Annotated in this window: 24 protein-coding genes; 15 read left to right on the top strand and 9 right to left on the bottom strand. The window is 65.4% G+C overall.

Features of this window, described 5'->3' with window-relative positions:
• Positions 1 to 2: 2 nt before the first annotated feature.
• From AC5JBD_RS06495 to AC5JBD_RS06485, 3 genes are read left to right on the top strand one after another with little or no spacing between them, the layout of a single operon-like run.
• Positions 3 to 419, top strand: a complete 417-nt coding sequence (locus AC5JBD_RS06495; protein ID WP_495720943.1) for a J domain-containing protein — start codon at positions 3 to 5, stop codon at positions 417 to 419.
• A gap of 28 nt (positions 420 to 447) precedes the next feature.
• Entirely contained in the window at positions 448 to 1830 is a 1383-nt protein-coding gene (gene pgmG, locus AC5JBD_RS06490) for a phosphoglucomutase/phosphomannomutase PgmG (RefSeq protein ID WP_495720942.1), read from the top strand.
• Position 1831: 1 nt separating this feature from the next.
• On the top strand, positions 1832 to 2071 hold the full coding sequence (locus AC5JBD_RS06485) for a hypothetical protein (RefSeq protein WP_495720941.1): 240 nt from the start codon (positions 1832 to 1834) through the stop codon (positions 2069 to 2071).
• A 100-nt stretch (positions 2072 to 2171) separates the two neighbouring features.
• On the opposite strand, the gene AC5JBD_RS06480 is transcribed toward AC5JBD_RS06485, so the two are convergent.
• Both AC5JBD_RS06480 and AC5JBD_RS06475 read right to left on the bottom strand, forming a co-directional pair.
• The gene (locus AC5JBD_RS06480; RefSeq protein WP_495720940.1) at positions 2172 to 3239 is read right to left on the bottom strand and encodes a hypothetical protein; all 1068 of its coding nucleotides are present in this window, start codon (positions 3237 to 3239) and stop codon (positions 2172 to 2174) included.
• A gap of 76 nt (positions 3240 to 3315) precedes the next feature.
• Positions 3316 to 4314, bottom strand: a complete 999-nt coding sequence (locus tag AC5JBD_RS06475) for a ligase-associated DNA damage response exonuclease (RefSeq protein WP_495720939.1) — start codon at positions 4312 to 4314, stop codon at positions 3316 to 3318.
• Between the two features lie 94 nt (positions 4315 to 4408).
• Here AC5JBD_RS06475 and AC5JBD_RS06470 point away from each other — a divergent pair, with 94 nt between their 5' ends.
• Both AC5JBD_RS06470 and AC5JBD_RS06465 read left to right on the top strand, forming a co-directional pair.
• The gene (locus tag AC5JBD_RS06470; RefSeq protein ID WP_495720938.1) at positions 4409 to 4603 is read left to right on the top strand and encodes a hypothetical protein; all 195 of its coding nucleotides are present in this window, start codon (positions 4409 to 4411) and stop codon (positions 4601 to 4603) included.
• A 12-nt stretch (positions 4604 to 4615) separates the two neighbouring features.
• Positions 4616 to 7042, top strand: a complete 2427-nt coding sequence (locus tag AC5JBD_RS06465; RefSeq protein ID WP_495720937.1) for a ligase-associated DNA damage response DEXH box helicase — start codon at positions 4616 to 4618, stop codon at positions 7040 to 7042.
• A gap of 3 nt (positions 7043 to 7045) precedes the next feature.
• On the opposite strand, the gene AC5JBD_RS06460 is transcribed toward AC5JBD_RS06465, so the two are convergent.
• Both AC5JBD_RS06460 and AC5JBD_RS06455 read right to left on the bottom strand, forming a co-directional pair.
• A complete protein-coding gene (locus AC5JBD_RS06460) occupies positions 7046 to 7591 on the bottom strand; it encodes an HD domain-containing protein (RefSeq protein ID WP_495720936.1) in 546 nt (181 codons plus the stop codon).
• 49 nt (positions 7592 to 7640) lie between these two features.
• Positions 7641 to 9005, bottom strand: a complete 1365-nt coding sequence (locus AC5JBD_RS06455; RefSeq protein WP_495720935.1) for an Nramp family divalent metal transporter — start codon at positions 9003 to 9005, stop codon at positions 7641 to 7643.
• 71 nt (positions 9006 to 9076) lie between these two features.
• On the opposite strand from AC5JBD_RS06455, the gene mntR reads away from it, so the two are divergent.
• Positions 9077 to 9544 (top strand): manganese-binding transcriptional regulator MntR, encoded by a 468-nt coding sequence (mntR, locus tag AC5JBD_RS06450; protein ID WP_495720934.1) that lies wholly within the window; start codon positions 9077 to 9079, stop codon positions 9542 to 9544.
• On the opposite strand, the gene AC5JBD_RS06445 is transcribed toward mntR, so the two are convergent.
• Positions 9489 to 10394 carry a YihY/virulence factor BrkB family protein gene (locus AC5JBD_RS06445; protein ID WP_495720933.1) on the bottom strand — a complete coding sequence of 302 codons (906 nt, stop codon included), beginning with the start codon at positions 10392 to 10394 and terminating at the stop codon, positions 9489 to 9491. The two genes, mntR and AC5JBD_RS06445, sit on opposite strands and share 56 nt — an antisense overlap.
• Positions 10395 to 10501: 107 nt before the next feature.
• Between AC5JBD_RS06445 and AC5JBD_RS06440 the strand changes: the two genes are divergently transcribed.
• The 9 genes from AC5JBD_RS06440 to murA all read left to right on the top strand — a co-directional run bounded on the left by AC5JBD_RS06440 (position 10502) and on the right by murA (position 19613).
• Entirely contained in the window at positions 10502 to 11695 is a 1194-nt protein-coding gene (locus tag AC5JBD_RS06440) for a dipeptidase (RefSeq protein WP_495720932.1), read from the top strand.
• 6 nt (positions 11696 to 11701) lie between these two features.
• Positions 11702 to 13411 carry a hybrid sensor histidine kinase/response regulator gene (locus AC5JBD_RS06435; protein WP_495720931.1) on the top strand — a complete coding sequence of 570 codons (1710 nt, stop codon included), beginning with the start codon at positions 11702 to 11704 and terminating at the stop codon, positions 13409 to 13411.
• Positions 13412 to 13541: 130 nt separating this feature from the next.
• Positions 13542 to 14042 (top strand): Hsp20 family protein, encoded by a 501-nt coding sequence (locus AC5JBD_RS06430; protein ID WP_495720930.1) that lies wholly within the window; start codon positions 13542 to 13544, stop codon positions 14040 to 14042.
• Positions 14043 to 14252: 210 nt separating this feature from the next.
• On the top strand, positions 14253 to 14414 hold the full coding sequence (locus tag AC5JBD_RS06425) for a hypothetical protein (protein ID WP_495720929.1): 162 nt from the start codon (positions 14253 to 14255) through the stop codon (positions 14412 to 14414).
• A gap of 43 nt (positions 14415 to 14457) precedes the next feature.
• Positions 14458 to 15120 (top strand): ligase-associated DNA damage response endonuclease PdeM, encoded by a 663-nt coding sequence (gene pdeM, locus AC5JBD_RS06420; protein ID WP_495720928.1) that lies wholly within the window; start codon positions 14458 to 14460, stop codon positions 15118 to 15120.
• A gap of 61 nt (positions 15121 to 15181) precedes the next feature.
• Positions 15182 to 16960, top strand: a complete 1779-nt coding sequence (locus AC5JBD_RS06415) for a PHA/PHB synthase family protein (protein ID WP_495720927.1) — start codon at positions 15182 to 15184, stop codon at positions 16958 to 16960.
• Positions 16961 to 17071: 111 nt separating this feature from the next.
• Positions 17072 to 17701 (top strand): phasin family protein, encoded by a 630-nt coding sequence (locus tag AC5JBD_RS06410; protein WP_495720926.1) that lies wholly within the window; start codon positions 17072 to 17074, stop codon positions 17699 to 17701.
• A 153-nt stretch (positions 17702 to 17854) separates the two neighbouring features.
• On the top strand, positions 17855 to 18208 hold the full coding sequence (gene clpS, locus AC5JBD_RS06405) for an ATP-dependent Clp protease adapter ClpS (protein WP_495720925.1): 354 nt from the start codon (positions 17855 to 17857) through the stop codon (positions 18206 to 18208).
• Between the two features lie 121 nt (positions 18209 to 18329).
• Entirely contained in the window at positions 18330 to 19613 is a 1284-nt protein-coding gene (gene murA, locus AC5JBD_RS06400) for a UDP-N-acetylglucosamine 1-carboxyvinyltransferase (RefSeq protein ID WP_495720924.1), read from the top strand.
• Here murA and AC5JBD_RS06395 read toward each other — a convergent pair.
• The 4 genes from AC5JBD_RS06395 to AC5JBD_RS06380 form a co-directional block, all read right to left on the bottom strand.
• Positions 19610 to 20959 carry a metal-dependent hydrolase family protein gene (locus AC5JBD_RS06395; RefSeq protein ID WP_495720923.1) on the bottom strand — a complete coding sequence of 450 codons (1350 nt, stop codon included), beginning with the start codon at positions 20957 to 20959 and terminating at the stop codon, positions 19610 to 19612. The genes murA and AC5JBD_RS06395 overlap by 4 nt on opposite strands.
• Before the next feature lie 50 nt (positions 20960 to 21009).
• On the bottom strand, positions 21010 to 21441 hold the full coding sequence (locus tag AC5JBD_RS06390; protein WP_495720922.1) for a GNAT family N-acetyltransferase: 432 nt from the start codon (positions 21439 to 21441) through the stop codon (positions 21010 to 21012).
• A complete protein-coding gene (locus tag AC5JBD_RS06385; protein WP_495721198.1) occupies positions 21438 to 22640 on the bottom strand; it encodes a DUF445 domain-containing protein in 1203 nt (400 codons plus the stop codon). The genes AC5JBD_RS06390 and AC5JBD_RS06385 overlap by 4 nt, the downstream gene beginning before the upstream one ends.
• Positions 22641 to 22772: 132 nt before the next feature.
• Complete coding sequence (locus tag AC5JBD_RS06380) at positions 22773 to 25838, bottom strand: efflux RND transporter permease subunit (RefSeq protein ID WP_495721197.1); 3066 nt, start codon at positions 25836 to 25838, stop codon at positions 22773 to 22775.
• Positions 25839 to 25848 lie beyond the last annotated feature (10 nt).

Below are 25848 nucleotides of genomic sequence, written 5' to 3'. Positions count from 1 at the left end.
AGATGCCCGGCATTTTCTTCCTGGCGATCCTCGGCGGGCTCGGCTGGGCCTGGTGGACGGGGCGCCTGAAGAGCTTCACCTACGAAGATGGCATTGCCGCCGCCCTCTTCCTGCTGGGTCTCAGGCTCTTCACCACCGGCAAGATCCTGCCGGGCGCCGCGCTCATGTCTGGCGCTCTGCTCTGGGCAGCCTGGCGCCGGCGCCAGCTCGCCGCCTCGACCATGTCGCCCGCGGACGCCCGCAAGCTGCTCGGTGTTGCCGACAACGCGACCCTCACGGAGATCCGCGAGGCGCATCGCCGCCTCATCACCCGCGTTCACCCCGACAGCGGCGGTTCGGCCGAGCTCGCCAACCGGGTAAACGTTGCGCGCGACACCTTGGTCGCCGAAATGAACCGCAGAACACCTCGCGCGTCCTGATTCGCACTTCCCAAATACGGAGCCCCTCATGAGTCATCGTTTCGACCCGACCTCTTTGCGCGAGTATGACATTCGCGGGATCGTGGGCGAGACCCTGAAGGAGGAGGATGCCTATGCCGTCGGTCGCACCTTCGGCACCCTTGTCCGCCGCAACGGCGGCCACAGGGTCGTCGTCGGCTATGACGGACGGCTCCACTCTCCGGCCCTTGAGAAGCAGCTCGTCCGCGGCCTGACCGAGAGCGGTGTCGACGTCGTGCGGATCGGCATGGGGCCGACGCCGATGACCTATTATGCCGAGGCCGAGCTCGAGGTGGATGGCGGCATCATGATCACCGGCAGCCACAATCCGGGCAATTACAACGGCTTCAAGATGGTGATGGCGCACACCGCCTTCTTCGGCCAGGACATCCAGAAGCTCGGCCGCATGGCCGCCGAGGGTGACTGGGACGAGGGAACCGGCACCGTCACCGACGCGGATGTGATCGAAATGTATGTCGACCGGCTCGTCCGGGATTTCGACGGCGGTGCCTTCCGCGTCGGCTGGGATGCCGGCAACGGCGCCGCCGGCCACATCCTCGAGCGGCTGGTGAAGCGCCTGCCGGGCGAGCATCACCTGCTCTACACCAAGGTGGACGGCACCTTCCCCAATCACCATCCCGATCCCACGGTTGAGGCGAATCTCGCCGACCTCAAGACGCTGGTCGCCGAGAAGAACCTGGATTTCGGCATCGCCTTCGACGGTGACGCTGACCGCATCGGTGCCATTGACGGCGAAGGCCGCGTGATCTGGGGCGACCAATTGCTCGCCATCCTCGCCGAGCCGGTGCTGAAGGAGTTGCCGGGCGAGACCATCATCGCCGACGTCAAGGCGAGCCAGGCCCTATTCGACCGCGTCGCCGAGCTGGGCGGCAAGCCCGTGATGTGGAAGACCGGCCACAGCCTGATCAAGTCGAAGATGAAGGAAACCAGCTCGCCGCTCGCCGGCGAGATGAGCGGCCACATCTTTTTCGCTCATCAATGGTACGGCTTCGACGACGCCATCTACGCGGCGCTCCGCCTGATCCGCGCGGTGACTCAGCTCGGCGGCTCGCTGACTGCGCTCCGCTCGGCCATGCCGGCGATGATCAACACGCCCGAAATGCGCTTCCAGGTCGACGAGAGCCGCAAGTTCCCGGTGGTCGAGGAGGTGCTCGAGCGCCTGTCGGGCAACGGCGCGCGCGTCGACCGCACCGACGGCGCGCGGGTCAGCACCGACGACGGCTGGTGGCTGCTGCGCGCCTCGAACACCCAGGACGTGCTCGTCGCCCGTGCCGAAGCCACGACCGAGGCCGGCCTCGACCGTCTCGTCGCCCAGATGGACGAGCAGCTCGCTTTGTCGGGCCTCCAGCGCGGCGCGCAGGTGGCGCACTGAGTTGAAAGGCGACGCGCTCGCTTACTGCATAGCCTGGGCGGCGCTCGCCTTTGCCGGCTGGCATTTCTCCGGCCTCGCCGCGGGCCTGTTGCTCTCGGCCGGCCTGTTCCTGATCGTCATGCCGACCAGCGCCCTGATCCTCACCAGAACAGGCAATTTCAGTCTGGAGCGCGGCGTCCGCTGGGGCATTCTCGCCATCGCTGCGCTCACGCTCCTGTCTTTCCTGGATCTCGCCCGCTAAGCCCTCGCGAGGGATAGGCGACCTTCCCTGCGGACAGAAAGGCGCTTCCATACATGTCCCGACTGATGACTCAGCCTACCGCCGAATGTTGGCCATAGCTTTATTGGCAACGCTGACCCTGTTCAATGAGCTCTCGATTCTTCCGGTACGCGGCACGATCGGAGCCAGAAGCAGCAGCTTCGGCCCCTGCCTCTATCGCGATTGCTATCGCCTTCTGACCAGCCGCGGCTAATGCGCATGCAGCCGTGTCCATAAATTCAGGATCATCCGGGTCGCTGGCCCAAGCACTAAGGGCCAAGGACACCGCATCCTGTCGCTCGGTGTGCTCCACTCCTTCCGGCAGAGTAGCGAACGACCAGGCAACATTGTTAGCGACGATGGGATTGTTCGGGGCCTTAGCCAGTGCGTCTCGACGAAGAGCCAGCTTCTTTGCAGGGTCACTTATGTTCCTCGTCAGAACAGCAAGAAAATAGCCTGTTGCCTCCTCCTGAGTCTGACTCTTTAGATATGTCTTTCGGGTCAGTTGAATGGGCGGGATCCGTTCGTGATATCCCTGATCGTCGAGCGAGGCCCAGCGCGTCCAATCCCAGTTCACGCGTTGCCCACCAGGACCGTGCCACCTTACGAAATTATGTCCCGGCACCTCGACAAGGCGAAGTTCGAAGCCGACCATCTGTGCAACGCTGATCAGCAACAGCGATGCCATGTCGCAATCCAGAAACCTGATCGGCTCTAACCGATTCAGATATTCAGTCCGGACCATCACATCAGAGGCTAGGGACGAGGACCATCCCTGATGGCTACTTGTTATGGGTTCCAGAGCTTCGCCTATGGAGTTGGGCCAATCTTCTTTGCGCCCAGGCTGTAAGAAGTTGTTCCGGGCGAGCGATATCGTAACGCGCTCCGCAAGTAGGAGAAACTCTTCTGCGGTTTCTGGAGGAACAGGCTTCGGACCGAGCGAGGAATAGGCATCTTTCAGCACCCTCCTAAGCAGCGGACCTGTACCCGGCTCAACCTCGCGGCTTTTCCTCTCGATTTCGAACAATTCAACGGCGAGCGTCTTCTCAATATCGACAGGCTGAGCTGCTTGGGCCAGCCCCGGAAGAACAAGCGCCTCCGATAGACAGAAAAGGACGAGAGCAACCAAGCTGCCTGGAAAGATCTTCACCGCGACCTCCATTTTCTGCCAGACTAATTCTAGACTTCCGAAATGGAAACCGGAACACGGTCCGTAATGACAGACGTCAATCGTCCTCATCCTCATAGCCGGCGAGGTTGAGCTCGCGGGCCTTGATCTGGCGCATGGCGCACCAGTGGATGAGGGCCTCCTCGCGGCCGTGGGTGACCCAGACCTCCGAGGGCGCGACCTCCTGGATGGTGGCGGTCAACTCGTCCCAGTCGGCATGGTCGGAGATGATCAAAGGCAGCTCGACATTGCGCTGCCGCGCGCGCTGGCGCACCCGCATCCAGCCAGAGGCCATCGCCGTGATCGGGTCCGGCAGGCGCCGCGACCAGCGATCATTGAGCGCGCCCGGCGGGCAAAGGATGATCCTGCCCCTGAGCTCGTCCTTCTTGACGCCCGTCGCCGGCCGCAGCTCGCCGAGCTCCACGCCATGTTCCTGATAGAGCTCGCAGAGCCGCTGCAGTGCGCCGTGGATGTAGATGGGGTCGTGATGCTCCCGCCGCCTCAGCTCGGTGATCACGCGCTGCGCCTTGCCGAGTGCATAGGCGCCGACCAGCACGCACCGCTCCGGATTGGCGTGCAGGCGGGCGAGCAGCCGGTCCATCTCGCTGCCCGTGTCCGGGTGACGGAAGACGGGCAGGCCGAAGGTCGCCTCGGTGACGAAGATGTCGCACGGCACCGGCTCGAACGGCGCGCAGGTCGGGTCCGGCCGGCGCTTGTAATCGCCCGACACCACCACCCGCTCGCCGGCGAAGTCCATCACGATCTGGGCGGAGCCGAGCACATGGCCAGCCGGCACGAAGCTCAGCTCGACCTCGCCGAGCTTCACCACCTCGCCATATTGGACCGGCCTGCCCGGCTGCGGCCCATAACGGCAATCCATGATTGCCAGCGTCTCCGGCGTCGCCCACACCTCGCCATGGCCGCCGCAGGCATGATCCCCATGGCCGTGAGTGACGAGCGCCCTCGGCTTGGGCTGCGACGGATCGATCCACGCATCGGCGGGGCGGACATAGATGCCTTCGGGAAAAGGCTCGATCCAGGAACCGAGGCGGGCCATCGGGAGCTATATGGGCCGAGGGCTCCGGCGCGCCAAGGCGGATCGTTGCGCAGGCAGCAGCGTTGGTGGGCCGGAACGAACAAGGAGCGAGACGATGGACGGCGGTGGATTCAGCTGGAGCTTGTTGACGATCGTCGGGCCGATCCTGCTGTTCCTCGTGCTGCTCTGGGCAGTGCTCCGGAACCGCAAGCCCAAGCAGGGCGATATCGATCGGACCGAGCGGGCGACCAAGGAGCTCTACCGCGAAGAGGACATCGCCCATCGGCGCGACAATGATTTCGGGACCTGATATCCCGCCCGGATGCTGACCTCTCCTTCCGCGAACCTGCCGCAGGTCATCGCGGACTGGTTCGCGGCGAAGGACTGGGCACCGCGCCGCCACCAGCTCGAGATGCTCGCCGCGGCCCGCGCGGGGCGCAACGCGCTGCTGGTCGCCCCGACCGGGGCCGGCAAGACGCTGGCCGGCTTCCTGCCGAGCTTGGTCGAGCTCATCGAAGCACCGACCGACGGGCTCCACACGCTCTACGTCTCGCCGCTCAAGGCGCTCGCCGTCGACGTCCAGCGCAACCTGCTGACGCCGATCGCGGAAATGGACCTGCCGATCCGCGTCGAGACCCGCACCGGCGACACTCCCACCGACCGGAAAGCTCGGCAGCGGGTGCGGCCGCCGCAGATGCTGCTCACCACACCGGAATCGCTGAGCCTGCTCCTCAGCCACGAGGACAGCGCTCTGCTCTTCGCAAACCTCTCGACGATCGTGGTGGACGAGGTGCACGCCTTCGCGGCGGGCAAGCGGGGCGATTTGCTGAACCTAGCCATGGCGCGGCTGCAGACGCTCGCACCCAATCTCCGTCGCGTCGGCCTCTCCGCCACCATCTCCGATCCCGAGGCATACCAGGGCTGGCTCGCCCCGCACGCCGACATCGACACCGTCGACGTGGTGCTCGGCGATCCCGGCGCCGAGGCGGACATCCGCATCATGCTGCCCGAGGAGGACAAGATTCCCTGGGCCGGCCATAGCGGCCGCTGGGCCGCGCAGAACGTCATGCGCGAGATCGAGCAGCACAAAACGACGCTCATCTTCTGCAACACGCGCTCTTTGGCCGAGCTCATCTTCCAGGACCTCTGGGAGGTGAACGAGCACCATCTCCCCATCGGCATCCATCACGGCTCGCTCGCACTCGAAGCGCGCCGCAAGGTCGAGGCCGCCGTGGCCGACGGGCGCCTGCGCGCGCTCGTCTGCACGGCCAGCCTCGATCTCGGCGTCGACTGGGGCGACGTCGACCTCGTCGTCCAGATGGGCGCTCCCAAGGGCTCGTCGCGCCTGCTGCAGCGCATCGGCCGCGCCAACCATCGCATCGACCAGCCCTCCGAAGGCATTCTCGTCCCCGGCAACCGCTTCGAATATCTCGAAGCTCGCGCCGCGCTCGACGCGGTGGACGAAGGCGAGCTCGACGAGGAAATCTTCCGCCCCGGCGCCCTGGACGTGCTTGCGCAGCACATCATGGCCGTCGCCTGCGCCGCTCCGTTCCGGGAGGAGGAGTTGCTGGAGGAAGTGCGTTCCTCCGCCCCTTATGCCGGTCTCTCGGAGGAGCTGTTCCAGGCCATCCTCTCCTTCATCGAAAGCGGCGGCTATTCGCTGAAGGCGTATGACCGTTTCCGCCGCATCACGAAGGATGCCGATGGCCTGTGGCGAGTCTCGCACCCCCGCTTCATCCAGCAGCATCGGATGAATGCCGGCATCATCGTCGACACGCCGCTCTACTATGTACGCTTCAAGAACGGGCGCGTGCTCGGCACGGTCGAAGACAATTTCGCGGAGACTTTAAGCCCCGGCGACACCTTCTTCTTCTCCGGCCTGGTGCTGGAGGTGGAGCGGATCGACGGCATCGACCTGATCGTCAAGGCGACAACAAAGTCAGCCCGCATCCCGACCTATATGGGCGCGCGGATGGCAATCAGCACCAACCTCGCCGACCGCGTCCGCGCCTTCCTCCACGATCGCGAGCAGTGGCCGCGCTTCCCCGATCCGGTGCGCGACTGGCTGCAGGTCCAGGACTATCGCTCCGCTATCCCCGCGCCGGACCAGTTGCTGGTCGAGTCCTTCCCGCACGAGGGCGTCCACTACATGGCCGCCTACAGCTTCGAGGGCTGGAACGCGCACCAGTCGCTCGGCATGCTGATCACCAAGCGCATGGAGAATGCCGGCCTGAAGCCATTGGGATTCGTCGCCAACGATTATGCCCTCGCCTGCTATGGCCTCGAGCCGATCACCGATCCAGCTCCGCTCTTCTCGTCGGACATCCTCGAGAAGGAGTTCGTCGACTGGGTCGAAGGCTCGCATCTCCTCAAGCGCGCCTTTCGCGAGGTCGCGGTGATCGGCGGCCTCGTCGAGCGCGCGCATCCCGGCAAGCGCAAGACCGGCAAGCAGGTCACCTTCTCGACTGACCTGATCTACGACGTGCTGCGCCGCTACGAGCCCGACCACCTGCTCCTGAAAGCCGCCTGGGCCGACGCCCGCGAGAAGATGACCGATGTCGGCCGCCTCGCCCGCCTGCTCGACCGCGCGCAGAGCACGATGCTCCACGTCACCCTCGACCGCGTTTCCCCAATGGCCGTGCCGGTGCTGACAATCATCGGGCGCGAGCGGATGGCTCAGGGTACGGTCGACGACCAACTCCTGATCGAAGCCGAAAGCCTGGCGGAAGTGGCGATGCGGCTGGACTAGAGCCTAGACCATCTTCTTCGGATTGCTGAAAACCCGCGTCACTTCCGGCTCGAAGCTCTCAAGAGGATCGACGGCGAAGCCCGGATCGAAGGCTGGCGCGTCCCAATCGTCGACCAGTTTCTCCGCCAGGCCGAACCAGCTTTGGCCGCGGAAGCGTTCGCGGGCTTCCTTATCCTTGCCGAGATGCTCGTAATAATAGCGGCCCTGGAAATCCTGGTGCCAATAGACCGCCTGGTAGACGTCGTCCGACACGTAGGGCTTCAGCATCTCGGCGGCGATCGGACCGTGGTTCGGGATCGAGAAGAGCTTGCCGAGATCGTGGCAGAGTGCCGCCACCACCTCCTGGTCCGACGCGCCGTCGCGCCGGGCGAGCGTCGCCGCCATCAGACCGTGCGTAAGCTGGTCCGCGGCGAACCCGACCTCGATCTCCTCCAGCCGCCTCAGGCTCTCCATGATCTGCCGGGGCGCGGCGCTCTGCTGATGTTTGTCATGCTCGGCGGCGATGTGCGCCCAATCCTCGGCGCGGCCTTCCTTCATGCTGGTGAACATCGCGCTCTCCTCAAGATCGGGCGATTTTAGCAGGCGCGAGCCGGTGCCGCTAGGCGCCGGTCAGCCCGGAGACGTCCAGCAGCAGCTTCAGGTTCAGCGCGACGATCACCGCCGCGATCGTCCAGGCGGCGATCTTCAGCCAGACAGGGTTCGCGAATTCGCCCATCTTGGCGCGGTCGCTGGTGAAATAGACCAGGGGGATAACCGCGAAGGGCAACTGCATGCTGAGCACCACCTGGCTCAGGACGAGCAGCTTGGCGGTGCCGCTCTCGCCATAAAGCACCGCCACCGTGACCGCCGGGACGATCGCCAGCATGCGGGTGACGAGGCGGCGCAGCCAGGGGGGCAAGCGGATCGCCAAGAAACCCTCCATCACGATCTGCCCCGCCAACGTCGCGGTGATCGTGGAATTCTGCCCGGATGCGAGCAGCGCGACCGCGAAAAGCGTGCTCGCCATCGCGGCGCCGAGCGCCGGCGCGAGCAACTGATAGGCGTCCTGGATTTCGGCGACGTCGGTGCGGCCGGTGACGTGGAATGCGGAGGCGGCAAGAATCAGGATTGCCGAGTTGATGAACAGGGCCAGCATCAGCGCCACCGTGCTGTCGATGGTGGCGAATCTCACCGCCTCGCGGCGTCCCTTCGGCGTCCGCTCGAAGGCGCGGGTCTGAACGATCGAGGAGTGGAGGTAGAGGTTGTGCGGCATCACCGTCGCGCCGAGGATGCCGATCGCGATGTAGAGCATCGCCGGATTGGCGACGACCTCCGCCCTCGGCACATAACCGCCCAGCACCGCGCCCCATTCCGGCTGCGACAGGTAGAGTTCGTAGGCGAAGCAGGCGGCGATCACCACCAGCAAGGCGATGATGAAGGCCTCCAGGCGCCGGAAGCCGCGTTGCTGCAGGAACAGGATCAGCAGCACGTCGAATGCGGTGATGCAGACGCCCCAGACCAGCGGCAGGCCGAACAGCAGCTGGAGCGCGATCGCGGTGCCGATTACTTCGGCAAGGTCGCAGGCGACGATCGCCAGCTCGCAGAGCAGCCACAGCATGATGCCGACGGGGCGGCTGTAATGATCGCGGCAGGCCTGGGCGAGATCGCGTCCGGTGACAATTCCCAGCTTCGCCGACAGCGACTGGAGCAGGATCGCCATGATGTTGGAGAGCAGGATGACCGACAGCAAGGTGTAGCCAAAGGCCGATCCGCCGGCGAGGTCGGTCGCCCAGTTGCCCGGATCCATGTAGCCGACCGCAACCAGATAGCCGGGGCCGGCGAACGCCCCCATCTTGCGCCAGAAGCGCGCATCCTTGGGCACCGCGATGGTGCGGAAGACCTCCGGAAGGCTGTCTCCCGACGTCGTCCGCCAAGCCCATTTCGACTGAAGCTGGTCCACGCGCCTCCCCGCCATGAGCGACATCTTAGCTCATGCCGTAAATATTAGCCTAGGCTAAATTGTTCCGTCGGGCCGCTCCGTGTAGAGGAAGGGCCATGTCGCCCCCGCCGCTTCCGCCCCCCGAGGACCAGGCCCGCCGCTTCGCCCGCGTCCGTGAGGCGCACCGCACCGAGATGCAGGAGGATTATGTCGAGCTGATCGGCGACCTCATCGACGCGACCGGCGAGGCGCGCGCCGCCGACCTCGCGGAGCGGTTCGGGGTCACGGCCGCAACGGTCGCCAACACCCTCGCCCGGCTGAAGCGTGCCGGCCTGATCGAGACGCAGCCCTATCGATCGATCTTCCTCACAAGCAAGGGCGCGAAGATGGCGGACCAGGCGCGCAGGCGCCACGCGCTGGTCGTCGAATTCCTGCTGAGCCTCGGCGTCTCGCAGGAAACAGCCGAGTTAGATGCCGAAGGGCTGGAGCATCATCTGAGCGCGGAGACGCTCGCGGCGATGGACGTCTTCAGCCGGCGCGCGGCTGGGCCTGCCGCAAAGCCTGCTTCTCGAGCTCGGAATTGAGCTCGCCGCCCATCAGCAGGATGAAGGCGGTGAGGTACAACCAGGTCAGGAACACCACCACGGCACCCAGCGAGCCATAGGTGGCGTTGTAGCTGCCGAAATTAGCGACATAGAAGCCGAAGCCAAGCGTCCCCGCGATCCATAGCAGGGTCGCCGCGATCGAGCCCGGCGTCAGCCACCGCCAAGGCGGATCCTCGCGGTTGGGCGCGTAGCGGTAGATGAGAGCGATGACGAGGCTCACCGCCGCGGCCGCCGCGATCCAGAAGGCGATTTTCAGGATGGTGTGGACGATCGGCGAGGAGAAAGGCAGCAACGCCTCGATCCAGCCGAGCACCGAGACGCCAAGGAGGGCAAGCAGCAGCGCCGCCACTGCGCCCATGGTGATGAGGGCCGCCAGCAAGGTCGTGCGGACGAAGCCGCGATCTTCCTCGACATTATAGACCACGTTTAGGGCGGTGATGATCGAGCTGGCGCCCCGCATTGCGCCGTAGATCGAGAGCAACAAGGCGAGCAGCAGCCCGAAGCCCTTTTTCGAGGAAGCAGTCTGGCTGACGCTGATCAATTGCTCCCCGATCAGCCGCGCCGCATCGGCCGGCATCGCTTGGAAGAGCGAGCGGACGTGCTGCACCACCGAGGCGGGCTCGGCGACCAGACCATAGGTGAGCACGAGCGCCGCCAGCATCGGCACGAAAGCGAGAAACGCATAGAAAGCGACACCCGCGGAAATAATGCCGACATTGTCGCGGCCGGATTCCTTGTAGGTGCGCATCAGCACCTGCCACCAGCCCCTCGCGGGGATATCCCCTGGCGACTTTCCGACCGCGCCGCTGTGCCTGGCAACATCGCTCATCCGCTCGCTCCCGCTTCCATGGCTTCGGAAAGCTGCCGGGCGCGACAAGAGTTCCCTTGCCCTGCCGCCAAGCCGCGATAAGAGTTCGCAAAAAAGGAAGTTGCTGCATGAAGCCCGCCTTGTTCGCTGCCTTGGGCCTGACTCTCGCCGTCCCTGCCTCGGCGCAGCAGACGGTGAGTCCGGTGGACCGGCTGTTCCATGAGCAGATCCTGACGCTGGACACGCATCTCGACACGCCCAGCTTCTTCGAGCGGCCGGGCTGGCGCTTCGGCGACTTGCACCAGGTCGCGGAGGACGGCAGCCAGATCGATCTGCCGCGTATGGAAGTGGGCGGCCTCGATGGCGGTTTCTGGGTCATCTACACACCGCAGGGGCCGCTGACGCCGGCCGGATACGCCAAGTCACGCGACGACGCGCTGATGCGGGCGGTCGCGATCCAGCGCGTGGTTGCCGAACATGACGACGAGCTCGCTTTCGCGACCACTGCGGCCGATGCCGAACGCCTCCACAAGGCGGGCAAGCGCATCGTCTATCAGTCGATCGAGAACAGCTATCCGCTCGGCCAGGATCTCAGCATGCTCACCACCTTCCACCGCCTGGGCGTGCGGATGGCGGGGCCGGTGCACAGCAAGAACAACCAGTTCGCCGACTCGACGACCGACACGCCCCGGTGGAATGGCCTCAGCCCGCTCGGCCGCCAATGGGTGATGGAGATGAACCGGCTCGGCATAGTCATCGACGGCAGCCACTCCTCGGACGCTGCGCTGGAGCAGATGATCGCGCTCTCCAAGACGCCGCTCATACTCTCCCACTCGGGCCCGAAGGCGATGTTCGATCACCCGCGCAACATCAGCGACGATCTGATGCGCAAGCTCGCCCGCTCCGGCGGCGTCATGCAGATGAACAGCATCTTCCTGGCGCCGAACGTCAACGCGCCCGAGCGCGACGAGATCGAGGAACGGCAGAGGAATTACTGGGTCCTCAGTCCGGCCGAACGGCGCCGGCTGGTCGCCGACCGCACCGCCTCCTTCAACCGCCAGCCCTTCAGCAACGCCGATTTCGAGATGTTCATGCGCAGCGTGCTCCACGCGATCCGGGTGATGGGCGTCGATCATGTCGGCATGGGTGCCGACTGGGACGGCGGCGGCGGCGTCGTCGGAATGGAAGACATCACCGGGCTTCCCCGGATCACGGCCCGCCTGCGCCAGGCGGGGCTCAGCGACGCCGATATCGAGAAGATCTGGAGCGGCAACGTGCTGCGCCTCCTCCGCCAGGCGGAAGCCGGCGCAGCACGGCGCTGATCCTTCGTGGAGGATTCCTCCAGCATTGGCGACAGCGCCGCCGTTCCGGACGGTTCGGCGCTGGCGCAGGCCGCATTGCGGGAAAGCGAGCAGCGTTTCCGCCTGATTGCCGATTCGGCGCCGGTGCCGATGTGGGTGACGAAACTCGATCGCAGCCGCGGCTTCGTGAACATCGCTTATGCCGACTTCCTCGGCGTATCGTACGACGACGCGCTGAACTTCGACTGGCGAACCAGGATTCATCCCGACGATGTCGATCGGCTTGTCCAGGAATCGGTTGCCGGAGAGGCGACCCTGAAGCCGTTTGCCCTGGAGGCTCGCTACCTTCGCCACGACGGCGCCTGGCGCTGGCTGCGTTCCGTCTCACAACCTCGCTGGGGTCCGGACGGTGAACATGCCGGCTTTATTGGTGTCGCTCATGACATCACTGAATCGAAAGAAGCCGAGCAGGCGCTGCGCGAACTCAACGAGACGCTCGAAAGGAGAGTCGCGGAGCGAACCGCGGATCTGTCGGCCGCGCTCGACCGGCTGCAGGCAGAGGTCGGCGAGCGGCTTCGCGCCGAGGAAGCGCTGCGCCAGGCTCAGAAAATGGAGGCAGTGGGTCAGCTCACCGGCGGCATCGCCCACGATTTCAACAATCTGCTGACGCCGATCATGGGCGGCCTTGAGCTGATCGCCATGCGCACCACCGACGAGCGGCTGAAGCGGATGGCGCAGACAGCGCTGGAATCCGCTCGCCGCGGCGCCAAGCTGACCAGCCAGTTGCTCGCCTTCTCCCGCATCCAGCGGATCAGCATCGCGCCGGTCGCGGTCAATCGGGTCGTCGGGAACATGGAGGAGCTGCTCCGCCACTCGATCGGCCGCAGGATCGGCATGGAGACGCGGCTCGATGAGGCTGCAGGCCACGGGCTCTGCGACGCCAATCAGCTTGAGAATGCGATCCTCAACCTCGCGATCAATGCCCGGGACGCCATGCCCGAGGGCGGCACCCTCACGATTTCGACAGGCCGGATAATGAGCCCCGGCGAGCCGGAGCTGCCGCCGGGCGACTATGTCTGCGTGTCGGTGGGAGACACCGGCCTGGGGATGGCGCCGGACGTGCTCGAGCGCGCCACCGAGCCCTTCTTTTCGACCAAGCCGCTCGGCAAGGGCACCGGCCTCGGACTGGCTCAGGTCTACGGCATCGCCCGCCAGTCGGGCGGTACTGTGCGGATCGAGAGCCAGCCGGGGACCGGCACGATCGTTCGCCTGCTTCTCCCGGCTGTTGCTCCGGAGGAGGTGAGCGACGGCGACGAAACCGGCGACGCGAGGATCGTGCCCGTCATTCCCGCAAAGGGCGTGAAGGTGCTCGTCGTCGACGATGACCTCGACGTGCGCGCCTTCCTGTCAGCCGCGCTCGAAGGTCTCGGCTATTCCGTTTACGAGGCGGAGGACGGCGCCGAGGGCCTGAAGAAGGTGGATGAGGTCGCGCCCGACCTGCTGCTGCTCGACTATGCAATGCCGCAGATGAACGGCGCCGACGTCGCCCGAGCGGTGCGGCGCAGCCACCCGCATCTGCCGATCATCTTCGTCACCGGCTATGCCGAGAGCGACCAACTCGAGGCGGCGCTCGGGGGCAAGGTGCCGCTGCTGCGAAAGCCGTTCACTGTGGCGCAGCTTGCGGCGGCGATCACGCTGCATATTCCGGCGGAAAAGCGCGCGTCCTCACCCTCTTGAAGCCGAAAAGCCGCTTCCTAAATCTCTGCCGTCGGAAGACTGAGTTCGTGGTTTCCGGCCTGTATCTGGGGCGCCGGCCTCAGCGGCCACGCGCCTCATCGTCAATGTTGCTCAAAGGAGGACATGGATCATGAGAACCGGTTTTGATTTTTCGCCCTATCGTCGCTCGACCGTCGGCTTCGACCGGCTGTTCGACTTTCTCGAGAATGCCGCCCGGCAGGACGCCGGCGACAATTACCCGCCCTTCGACATCGAGAAGGTGAGCGACGATTCCTATCGCATCACCCTCGCCGTGGCCGGCTTCAGGCAGAATGAGATCGACATCGTCGCGCGCCAGAACCTGCTGGTGATCACCGGCCGCAAGGCGGAGAACCGCAACAAAGACGGCAATTTCCTTCACATGGGAATCGCCACCCGCGCGTTCGAACGCCGCTTCGAGCTGGCCGACTTCGTCCGCGTCGAGAATGCGGAGCTTCGCGACGGCCTGCTCACCCTCGAGCTGGTCCGCGAGATCCCCGAAGCGATGAAGCCGCGCAAGATTGCGATCAACGGCGGCTCCTCGCAGACGATCGAGGCGCAGCCCGAGGCCGAGCAGCAGCCGCAGGAAGAGCGCCAGTCGGTCGCTGCGTAATTGAGAAAAGGAGGCGGCGCCGGTGCGTCCGGCGCCGTCTTCCTTTCCGCCGGCAGAACGGCTGATTCAGCTTCGGTTTAGGTATGTCGGCGCACATCGGAGAATGTGGTGCCAAAAACCTTACGGACTCGTAAGGGCCCGCTCCTTCTGCGGGATTGCGCCACCTCAAGCGGGGCGCTTGGAAGTGGGGCTGGGACGTTAGTTACTGTCATGAATATCAAGAAGAAATTACTCAATCCATTCGTCCTCGGCGCGCAAGGCTTCGTCGCCGGCGCGATCCTGTTCTGGTCGACGCACGCTTCCGAATCGGATCTGCCGCAGGCGCCGACCGCCGTGCAGGTGCCCGTCGTCCAGCAGATTGCCGGGATCTAAGCGACCCGCTTGAAGTCGCGCATTGCGGGCTTATACGCGCCTGATGGTTCGCTTTTCGTTCGCTGATCAGGATCTCATGGCGCTGCCGCAGGGGGCGCTATTCTGGCCCTCCCGCGGTGCGCTGCTGGTCGCCGACCTGCACCTGGAAAAGGCGAGCTGGTTCGCCCGCTGGGGGCAGATGCTGCCCCCCTACGATTCCATCGCGACGCTGGCGGATCTGACGGCGCTGGCGGCGAGCACCTCGGCCCGCGAAATCTGGTGTCTCGGCGACAGCTTCCACGATCGTCACGGCTGCGATCGCCTGCCGACGCGGGCGCGCGAGCTGCTGACCGCTCTCACCTCGTCCATCCGCTGGACCTGGATTACCGGCAACCACGATCCCGGCTTCGCCGACCATTGCGGCGGCACGATCGTCGATGAGGCGGAGGTCGACGGCCTCATCCTTCGCCATGAAGCTGACGCCGCCGATCCGCGGCCCGAGCTGTCCGGCCATTTCCACCCCAAGCTTCGCATCACCCATCGCGGCCGCAAGGTGTCCCGCCGCTGCTTCGTCGCGACGCCGCGCAAGCTGATCCTGCCCGCTTTCGGTGCGCTGACCGGAGGGCTCGACGCACATCATCCCGAGATCGTCCGCGCCGTCGGTCCCGATGCCGAGGCGCTTGTCCCAGTTGCGGACCGTTTGCTGAGGTTCCCGGTGGCAGCCTGAGGCGGGGCTTTCCCGCCTGTCCGGCGTTCTCTACAGGAGCCGCGACAGAGGATCCCGAGACATGGCCGAACAGGACACCGCCACTGCGCCCGCGCTGCCGACGCTGGAGGACATGCAGCACTGGACTTACGTGATGGGTCGGGCACAGCAGCTGATGATGGAGCATCTCGCCAATCAGGCGAGCGAGGCGGGTGAGAAGATCGTCGCGGCCGAACCGAAGCCGACGCTCGCCGCGTGGCCGGGCGCAGCCTTTTTCGCCGACCCCTCCAAGCTTGCCCAGGCGCAGATGGACATGTGGACGCAGGGACTCGCCATCTGGCAGCGCGCGCTCGGCGGCCAGCCCGACAAGAGCGAGCTCACCCAGAAGGCGGACAAGGACAAGCGCTTCAACGCGCCGCAATGGCGCGACAATCCCTTGTTCGACACGATCCGGCAAAGCTATCTGCTGATCTCCGACCGGCTGCTGGGCTCGGTCGACGCGCTGGAGGGGATCAGCGACAAGCAGCGGGAGCAGCTCCGCTTCACCACCCGTGCCTTCGTCGACGCGATGAGCCCGTCCAACTTCGCGCTCACCAACCCACTGGTGATCGAGAAGGCGATCGAAACGCGGGGCGAGAACCTCTTGAAGGGCCTGGAGCACATGCTCCGCGATATCGAGAAGGGGCAACTCACCCACACCGATCCGAACGCGTTCGAGGTCGGGCGGAACATCGCCACCACGCCGGGCAAGGTCGTCAAGCAGACGCCGCTCTACCAGCTCATCCAATATGCTCCGACCACCAAGGAGGTGCTGGAGACGCCGCTGATCATCTTCCCGCCCTGGATCAATCGCTTCTACATCCTCGACCTCAACGAGAAGAAGAGCTTCATCCGCTGGGCAGTGGCGCAGGGGCTGACCGTGTTCGTCGTGTCGTGGAAGTCCGCCGACGAGACGCTCGTGGACGTCACCATGGACGATTACGTCAAGGCCCAGGTCGATGCGATCGACACCGTGCGCGACCTGCTCGACGTCGAGACCACGCACCTGATCGGCTATTGCGTCGCGGGCACGACGCTCGCCGCGACCTTGGCTTACCTTGAAGCGCGGGGCGAAGCGGACAAGGCGGCGAGCGCCACCTTCTTCACCGCCCAGGTGGACTTCTCCGAGGCCGGCGACCTCAACCTGTTCGTCGGCGACGATCAGATGCAGATGATCGAGCAGCTCTCCGGCAAGGGCTATATGGACGGCCGCTACATGGCCGCGACCTTCAACATGCTGCGCGGCCGCGACCTCATCTGGAACTACGTCACCAACAATTATCTGCTGGGCGAGGATTATACCCCCTTCGACCTGCTCCACTGGAACAGCGACACCACCAACTTGCCGGCCAAGTGGCACCAGGCGTATCTCCGCGACTATTATCGCGACAACAAGCTGGTCCAGCCCGGCGGGATCACGATCGACGGCACCCCGCTCAACATCGGCCGCGTGAAGACGCCGACCTACGTCCAGGCCGGCCGCGAGGACCATATCGCGCCTGCCCACAGCGTCTGGAAGATCACCCATCACTTCCAGGGTCCGCTGCGGTTCGTATTGGCCGGATCCGGCCACATCGCCGGCGTCGTGAATCCGCCGGAAGCGCAGAAATATCAATATTGGACCAACGAGGACCGCGTCGACACGCTAGAGGAGTTCATCGAGGGGGCGAAGGAGACCAAGGGCAGCTGGTGGCCCGACTGGCTCGAGTGGATCAAGACGCGCTCGGACGAGACGGTTTTTGCAATGGGCTCACGGATGCCGGGCGAAGGCAAGCTTCCCGCGATTGAGGACGCCCCGGGAAGTTACGTGAAGGCGCGATAGCCGGGCCTTTTCGGCCCCCGATCAAGCTTATGCTGCACTGCACAAAAAGTGCTTGCAATTGTGCATCCGCTCACCTAATTGTTGCACTGCAGCATTAGGAGCAGTTCGACCATGGCCGACAAGAAAGCCAAAGCCGGCGCCGCCAAGGCGCTGAAGGCGAAAACGCCCAAGCAGCCGAAGCTGGAAGCTCCGGTTGAACTGAAGGCGCTGCCGAAGCCCGGCAAAGCCGCCAGCCACATTGAGACACAGAGCAAGGGAACCAGCATCATGAACAAGCAGATCAACGACACCATCGAGATGAACCGTGAGGCCGGCAAGGTCGCCGCCGAGAAGTTCCAGGCCGCTTTCGGCGACGTCAACGAGCGCGCCAAGACCGCCATGGAGAAGAGCGGCCGCCTGATGGAAGAGATGACCGACCTCGGTCGCGGCAACGTCGAGGCGCTGGTCGCTTCGTCCAAGATCGCCGCCCGCGGCGTCGAGACGCTCAGCCAGGACGTCGCCGAGTTCGGCCGTCGCAGCTTCGAGGAGGCTTCCGCCAACCTCAAGAGCTTTGCTGAAGTCAAGTCGCCGACCGACTTCTTCCGCATGCAGAGCGAGTTCGCCCGCGCCCAGTTCGACGCGATGATCGCCGAGAGCTCGAAGATGAGCGAAGCGATGATCAAGCTCGCCGGCGAAGTCGCCGAGCCGATCACCAACCGCTACACGGTTGCGGCCGAGCGCGTGAAGACGATCGCTCTCTAAGCGATTGCTGAACCGCTGAAGAATTGGGCGGCCCTCCCTAGGGAGCGGCCGCCCTTTTCGCATGTCCGGCAGCCGGATCGTGCAGCTTTATCGACCGTAAACCACTTCTGACTCTTGTCCCGCCAGCCGCCTCTGCCATATTTAAGAACTGCCATGAGCATCGATGAATCGCTGATCACCGCCGCCGGCGAGCGGAAAGGGGATGACGAGGGCACCGGCCTCGGCGTCGCCACCCGGACGCGCACCCGCACCAAGACTCCGTCGCCCTACAAGGTGCTGATGCTGAACGACGATTACACGCCGATGGAGTTCGTCGTCCTGTGCCTGCAGCGCTTCTTCAAGATGGATATCGAGGATGCGACGCGGGTGATGCTGCACGTCCACCAGCGCGGCGTCGGCGTGTGCGGCATCTTCAGCTACGAAGTCGCCGAAACCAAGGTGGCGCAGGTGATCGACTTCGCCCGCGAGAATCAGCACCCGCTCCAGTGCACGCTGGAGAAGGCGTAAATTAGGATGCCCGGCGAGCGCCGGGGCCAGTTGTTCTGATTGTGTGCCGCTGGACCCCCGCCTTCTCGGGGAACAAAGGCTGCTCCCTTGCACCGCCTCCCCAAAGCCCTAGAAGCTCCACATGGACCGTATCATCATCCGCGGCGGCAAGCCGCTGAGCGGCAAGATCTGCATCTCGGGCGCCAAGAACGCCGCCCTCACCCTCCTCCCCTGCGCGCTGCTGACCGACGAGCCGCTGACGCTGAGAAACCTGCCGCGCCTCGCCGACGTCGACAGCTTCGGTCACCTGCTTAATCAACTTGGCGTCTCGACCACGATCGAAGGCTCCAAGCCCGACGAGTTCGGCCGGGTGATGACGCTTCGTGCGTCAAACATCAGCTCGACCGTCGCACCCTACGACATCGTCCGGAAGATGCGTGCGTCGATCCTCGTGCTTGGTCCGCTGCTCGCCCGCGCGGGTGAGGCCACCGTGTCGCTGCCCGGCGGCTGCGCGATTGGCATGCGCCCGGTCGACCTGCATCTGAAGGCGCTGGAAGCGCTCGGAGCCGAGATCGAGATCGCGGCGGGTTACGTGAAGGCGACCGCGCCGAAGGGCGGGCTCGTCGGCGGCACGATCAGCTTCCCGATCGTCTCGGTCGGCGCGACCGAGAACGCGCTGATGGCGGCGGTGCTCGCCAAGGGCACGACGGTGATCGAGAATGCCGCGCGCGAGCCCGAGATCACCGATCTCGCCAAATGCCTGATCGCGATGGGCGCCCGTATCGAGGGGCTGCGCACCGACACTCTGACGGTGGAAGGCGTGCCCGAGCTCCACGGCGCCACCTATGCGGTCATGCCCGACCGTATCGAGGCCGGCAGCTATGCCTGCGCGGCGATGATCACGGGCGGCTCATTGGAGCTGGTCGGCGCCCGCAAGGAGACGATGCCGTCCATCCTTTCCGGACTTCAGGATGCCGGCGCGATCATCGAAGACGTAGCCGGCGGCCTAAAGGTCACGGCCGACGGCGGAATCAAGCCGCTGTCCCTATCGACCGCCCCCTTCCCTGCCTTCCCGACCGACATGCAGGCGCAGTTCATGGCGATGCTGAGCCTCGCCGACGGCACCAGCCTGCTGACCGAGACGATCTTCGAGAACCGCTACATGCACGTGCCGGAACTGAATCGCATGGGCGCCGACATCGACGTGCGCGGCCGCTCGGCCGTCGTGCGCGGCGTCGACAAGTTGGTCGGCGCGCCTGTGATGGCCACCGACCTTCGAGCTTCGATGGGCCTGGTTCTCGCCGGCTTGGCCGCCGAGGGCGAGACCCACGTCAACCGCGTCTACCACCTCGACCGCGGCTACGAGCGGCTCGAGGAGAAGCTCCAGGCCGTCGGCGCCGACATCGAGCGGGCCAGCGACGGCTAGTCCGCGTCGGTGAGCTGACGCTCGCCGCCGAGTTTGTGGACGCGGCCGTGCTTCATGACGAAGCCGACATTCTCGAGCAGCCGCACATTCTCGGTAGGATCGCCAGCGACGGCGATGATGTCGGCATCCTTGCCGGGCTCGATCGTGCCGATGCTGGCCGAGCGGCCGAGCAGGTCGGCGGCGCCCACCGTGGCGCTGCGGATCGCAGCGGCGGGGGTCATGCCGGCATTGACCATCAGCGCGAACTCCTGCGCGTTCTGGCCGTGCGGGCTGACGCCGCTGTCGGTGCCGAATGCGATCTTGACGCCTTCGCGGATCGCGCGGGCGAAGCTCTTCTCGGCATTGCCGGCCGCCTCCTGCGCCTTCTGATATTGCGCCGGAGCGAGCGCCCCGCGCTGGCCATCGCGTAGCGCCGCCGCCGGCGCGAGCAAGGTCGGCACGTAATAGGCGCCGGTCTGGCGGTAGAGGCGGAAGGTCTCGTCGTTTGTGAAGGTGCCGTGCTCGATCGAGTCGACGCCAGCCCGCAACGCGCCGTTGACGCCGTCTACACCGTGCGCGTGCGCGGCAACCTTGCGGCCAAAGGTCTTCGCCGTGCGCACCACCGCCTGCATCTCGTCGTCCATCATCTGCTGGGCGAGCCCGCCCGGCACGTTGGAAAGCACCCCGCCGGTGGCGGCGATCTTGATCACGTCGGCGCCGGCGGAAATCTGCTCGCGAGTGGCGCGGCGGCAATCGTCTGCGCCGTTGCAGGTGTTGGTCGCGCGCGGCGCGAATACCGCGTCGAGATCGCGGTTGAGGCCGTTCACGTCGCCATGGCCGCCGGTCACCGATACGCTGCGGGCCGCCGCGACGATGCTGGGGCCGGCGAACTGGCCGGCATTGATCACGTCGCGCAACGTCGTGATGGTCGGACCGTCGGCGCCGAGATCCCGTACAGTTGTGAAGCCGGCGAGCAGCGTCTCCCGTCCGTTGAGCAGCGCGGTATAGGCTTCGTCCTCATAATCGCGGCTGTTCGCCTCGAGCCGGCGCTGAAGGCGGTCCTTGAGGCCTGACAGGTGGACGTGGCTGTCGATCAGGCCCGGCAGCACGGTGCTCGTCCTGAGGTCGACCACCCGCGCGCCTGGCACGTCGACGAAGCCGTCGCGCACCTCGGCAATGCGGCGGCCGCGGACGATGACGCTGGCATTGCGGCGCGGGGCGCTGCCGGGGACGGCGAGCAGGGTGCCGGCGTGAATGACGGTGACCGCCTCCGGCTGCGCCGCCGGAGCAGCGGGCTGGGCCTGAGCGAAAGCGGGCGCGGCAAGCGCAAGAGCGGCGGTGGCAGCGAAAAGGCTGGCGAGCTTCATGGCAATCTTCCCCTGTTGAGCGCGCAGCAAAGGCGCAAATCGCACGCCGATCAAGAGGAAGAGAGGGTCTTGCCGAAGCGAAAGCTCGTCCGCTCGTAGCCGAGCCGCTGGTAGAAAGCATGGGCGCGCTCGCGCCTGACATTGCTCGTGACCTCGATAATGCCGCAGCCGCGCTCCGCCAGCCACGCCTCTGCCACCTGGACCAGCGCCCTGCCCACGCCTCGCCCCCGTGCGGCCTCGGTGACGACCAACATGCTGATCCGGCCGACCGGGCGCGGTCGATGCAAGACATGGGTGATGCTCATGGTGAGGCAGCCGATGAGTTGCCCCTCCTCCGCCACCAGCGGCGGAAGCCCGCGGTCGATCAGCGGCGGCAGCCTTTCGGCAAGGTCGTTTTCGGAAGTCTTGTAGCCGAGCTCCCGCACCAGCCGCGCCATTTCGGCGGTATCCTGAAGGCTCCCCTCCCGAATGGCGAAGCTCAAGTCCAGACTTCGATGCTGTGGATCAGCAGCCCGACGAGGCCGCCGACGAGGGTGCCGTTGATGCGGATATATTGGAGGTCACGACCGACGGCGGCTTCGAGGCGGCCGGTGATGGTGCGCGCGTCCCAGCCGCGGATCGTGTCGGAAACCAGGGCGACGATGCCGCTGCCATAAGCAGCGACGACGCCGACCACGGCGCGGCGGGCGAACTTGTTGATCGTCGCCTTGAGATGCTCGTCCTGCTGCAGCGTCGCCCCGAGCTGCCGAATGGCGTCGCCGAACTTGCCGGCCATGGTGGCGTCCGGATCGCGGGCGGCCTTGAGCAGGCCGGCGCGCGCCTTCTCCCAGAGGCCGTCGATCCAGTCGGTGACCGCCTTGTTGGCGATGATCTCGTTCTTCATCTCCTCGACCTTGAGGCGCAGCTCGGGGTCATGCTGCAGCTTCCAGGCGAGGTCCGCCATGCCCTCCTCCGCCTTGAGGCGGAGCGGGTGGTTGGTGTCGACTGCCATGTCGATGGTGAGCCGCCTCAGGCCGTCGATGATGCCGTTGGACAGCTTCTCGTCGAGCCCGGCGAGCTTCATCACCCAATTCGCGCGCTGGCTGACCATGCCGCGGATCATGGCCTCGTTGGCGTCGAGCGTTCGTCCCGCCCAGGTGATCAGCCCGTCGAGGATCGGGATGTGGCGGTCCTCGTCGATCGCCGCCTCCATGCTCTGCCCGAGCATGGGGGAAGCCTCCATCGCCCGCATCCGGCCGGCGACGGCGCCCTTCACCATGCCGCCGAGCCGCTCTTCGTCGAGCGCCTCGAGTATGTCCGCGACCAGGCGTGACGCACCTTCGCGTAGCCGACCCTCACCGGGTGGGCTTGCCAGGAAGCGTCCGGCCGCTCCGGCGACGTCGATGCCGCGCATCCGCCGCGCGACCACGGAGGGAGTGAGGAAATTGTCCTTCAGGAACAAGGCGAGCGTGTTGCCGATGCGGTCCTTGTTGCGCGGGATGATAGCGGTGTGCGGGATCGGCAGGCCGAGCGGATGGCGGAACAGGGCCGTCACCGCGAACCAGTCGGCGAGGCCGCCCACCATCGCCGCCTCGGCAAAGGCGCGGACGAAGCCCCAGGCGGGGTAGGCGTCGTCATAGCGGCCGGCGACGAGGAAGATCGCCGCCATCAGCACCAGCATGCCGGTTGCGATGATCCGCATTCCCCGCACCCCGCCCTGGGCCGGATTGAAGGCCGCAAGCGACAGCTTCACGGGACGAGGACCGGAAGGAGGAAGCGGCCGGACGGCTTGGACAGGCTCATGCCTGTGTCAAAGCGCCCGGCCGGCTTTGGTTCACTCGGCAGGCTGAGGAGCGGTCGGCCGATCCTCGGGACGGTAGGTGAGGATGCGGCCGAACTTGGGCGCGATCCAGCGCTCGAAGCTGTCGGCGAGGCTGAAGCCTGCCGGCACGATCACCAGCGTAAGCACAGTCGACAGAATCAGGCCGCCGATCACCACGATGCCCATCGGCTGACGGAAGCTGCCGTCGCCGGAGAGCGCCAGCGCGGTCGGGATCATGCCCGCGACCATCGCCACCGTCGTCATGACGATCGGCTGCGCACGCTTATGGCCGGAATCCGCGATCGCCTCGTCCTTCGGCACGCCTTTATCCATCTCCTCGATGGCGAAGTCGATCAGCAGGATCGAGTTCTTGGCGACGATGCCGAGCAGCATCAGGATGCCGATGAACACCGGCATCGACATCGCCTGGCCGGTGAGATGGAGCGCGATCGCTCCGCCCAAAGGCGCCAGCAGCAGCGAGCCCATGTTCACGAACGGCGGGACGATGCGCTTGTAGAGCAGCACCAGCACCGCGAAGACGAGGAAGATGCCGGCGACGACGGCCATGCCGAAATTCTCGACCATCTCCTTCTGCATCTCGGCTTCGCCGAACTCCGCCTGCTTCACGCCTTGGGGCAGGTTCTGCATCGTCGGCAGCTGGTTGATCTTGCTCAACACTTCGACGACGCCGGGCGCCATATCGGCGCCGACCATGATCCGCCGCTCCTGGTTGAAGCGCTGGATCTGGGTCGCACCCGCGCCGAAGCTGATGTCGGCCACCACCTTCAGCGGCACCGAGCCGCCGGACGTGGTCGGCACCGGCATGTTCTCGATGGTCGCGAGGCTGGTGCGCGATTCCTCGGGCAGCATCACACGGATCGGGATCTGGCGGTCGGACAGCGAGAATTTGGCGCTGTTCTGGTCGATGTCGCCCTGCGTCGCGATCCGGATCGACTGGCTGAGCGCCTGCGTGGTCACGCCAAGATCGGCGGCCAGATCGAAACGAGGCGTGATCATGATCTCCGGACGCCTGAGGTCGCCCTCCACCCGCGCAGCGCGAATCTCCGGCAGGGCGTTCATCTCGGTGACGAGCTTCGCCGCGGTCTCCTCCAGCAGCTTCGGATCGCTGCCGGCCAGCATGACCGATACCGCTCGGCTGCCGCCGAAGCCGTTATTGTTGCGGAAGAACACGCGCGCGTCGGCGATCTGCTGGAGCTTGGGCGCGGTCTCGCGCTCGAACACGGTGCTCTTGCGCTCGCGGTCCTCGCGCAGCGTCATATACACGCTGGCGCGGCCGACCTGCACCGATCCGAATGCGGACTGCACTTCCGGCTCGGCGGTGACGATGCGAGTGATCTGATCGACCACGGCTTCGGTCTGCTTCAGCGTCGACCCCGGCGGCATTTCGACGGAGATCGAGCTGAACGGACTGTCGCTGTTCGGAAAGACGATGAACGGCAGCGTCGCGAAGGCGAAGATGGTCGATGCGAAGGCGAGGAAGCCGACGCCCATCGTCTTCCAGCGATTGCGGAGCGACCAGCGCAGCACGCTCATATAGCGATCCATCACCCAGCCCTCGCCATGGCTGGCGACACCGTGCGACTTCAGGAAATAAGCCGCCATCATGGGCGTGATGAGGCGCGCGACGGCAAGGCTCATCAGCACCGAGACGACGATGGTGAGGCCGAAGCTCTTGAAATACTGGCCGATGATGCCGTCCATCATAGCGACGGGCAGGAACACCGCGACAATCGAGAAGGTGGTCGCGACGACCGCAAGGCCGATCTCGTCCGCGGCCTCGATCGAGGCCTGATAGGCGGATTTGCCCATCCGCATGTGGCGCACGATATTCTCGATCTCCACGATCGCGTCGTCGACCAGCACGCCGGCGACAAGGCTAAGCGCCAGCAGGGTGACGCCGTTCAGCGTGAAGCCCAACATGTCCATGAACCAGAAGGCCGGGATCGCCGACAGCGGGATCGCGATCGCCGAGATGATCGTCGCGCGCCAATCGCGAAGGAACAGGAACACGACGATGACCGCCAGCACGGCGCCTTCGATCAGCGCCTCCATGGCGGACTTATACTGGTCCTTGGTGTAGTCGACGGTAGTGAACCGCTCCTGGAAGGTGACCTTGGGGTTCTCCTTCTCGAGCTTCCTCAGTTCCGCGACCACTTCGTCATGGACTGTAACTTCCGAATAGCCCTTGGCCTTCTCGATGCCGAAGCTGACGACCTGCTTGCCTTCGACCTTGCCCATCGAGCGCTGCTCGGCGTGACCATCGCGGATCGTCGCGATGTCGGCGAGCCGAACCGTGCGGCCACCGCCGACCGAAACCTGCTTCTGGCTGAGATCATAGGCATTCTCGGCATTGCCGAGCACGCGCACCGCCTGCTCGGCGCCCGCGATCTCGGCGCGGCCGCCCGGCGCGTCGACGTTGGTCAGCCGCAGCTGCTGGTTGACCTGAGCCGCGGTGATGCCGTGCGACTGCATCTTGGCCGGATCGAGGATGACACGGATCTCGCGATTGACGCCGCCGCCGCGGCTCACGGCCGCCATGCCTTCGACGCTGAGCAGCCGCTTGCTCACGACATTGTCGACATACCAGCTCAGTTCCTCGAGCGTCATGTCGGTGGTGTGGGCGGAGAAGAAGCCAAGCGGGCCGCCGTCCGCATCGATGCGGGTCACACGCGGCTCAAGGATGCCCTCGGGCAGGTCGCCGCGAATCTGCGAGATGGCGTTGCGGACGTCGTTGACGGCGCGGTCGACCGGCGTGCCGAGTTCGAACTGCACGAAGGTGCTGCTGCTGCCCTCACGGACCGTCGACTGGATTTCGTCGACGCCGTTGATGCCGCGGATCGCCGCCTCGACACGCTGGGTGACCTGGGTCTCCAGCTCCGACGGCGCTGCGCCCGGCTGCGACACGGTGACGTCGGCGGCCGGGAAGCTGATGTCCGGATTGTTGTTCACGTCCATCCGCATGAAGCTGACGATGCCGAGCAAGGTCAGGGCGGCGAAAAGGACGAGCGGAATGACCGGGTTGCGAATCGCCCAGCTGGAAATGTTACGCATGGTCAGTCACTCCAAT

Source organism: Allosphingosinicella sp. (assembly GCF_059502505.1).
The sequence above is the reverse complement of the archived record's forward strand: the minus strand, read 5'-3'. Positions and strand labels throughout refer to the sequence as shown.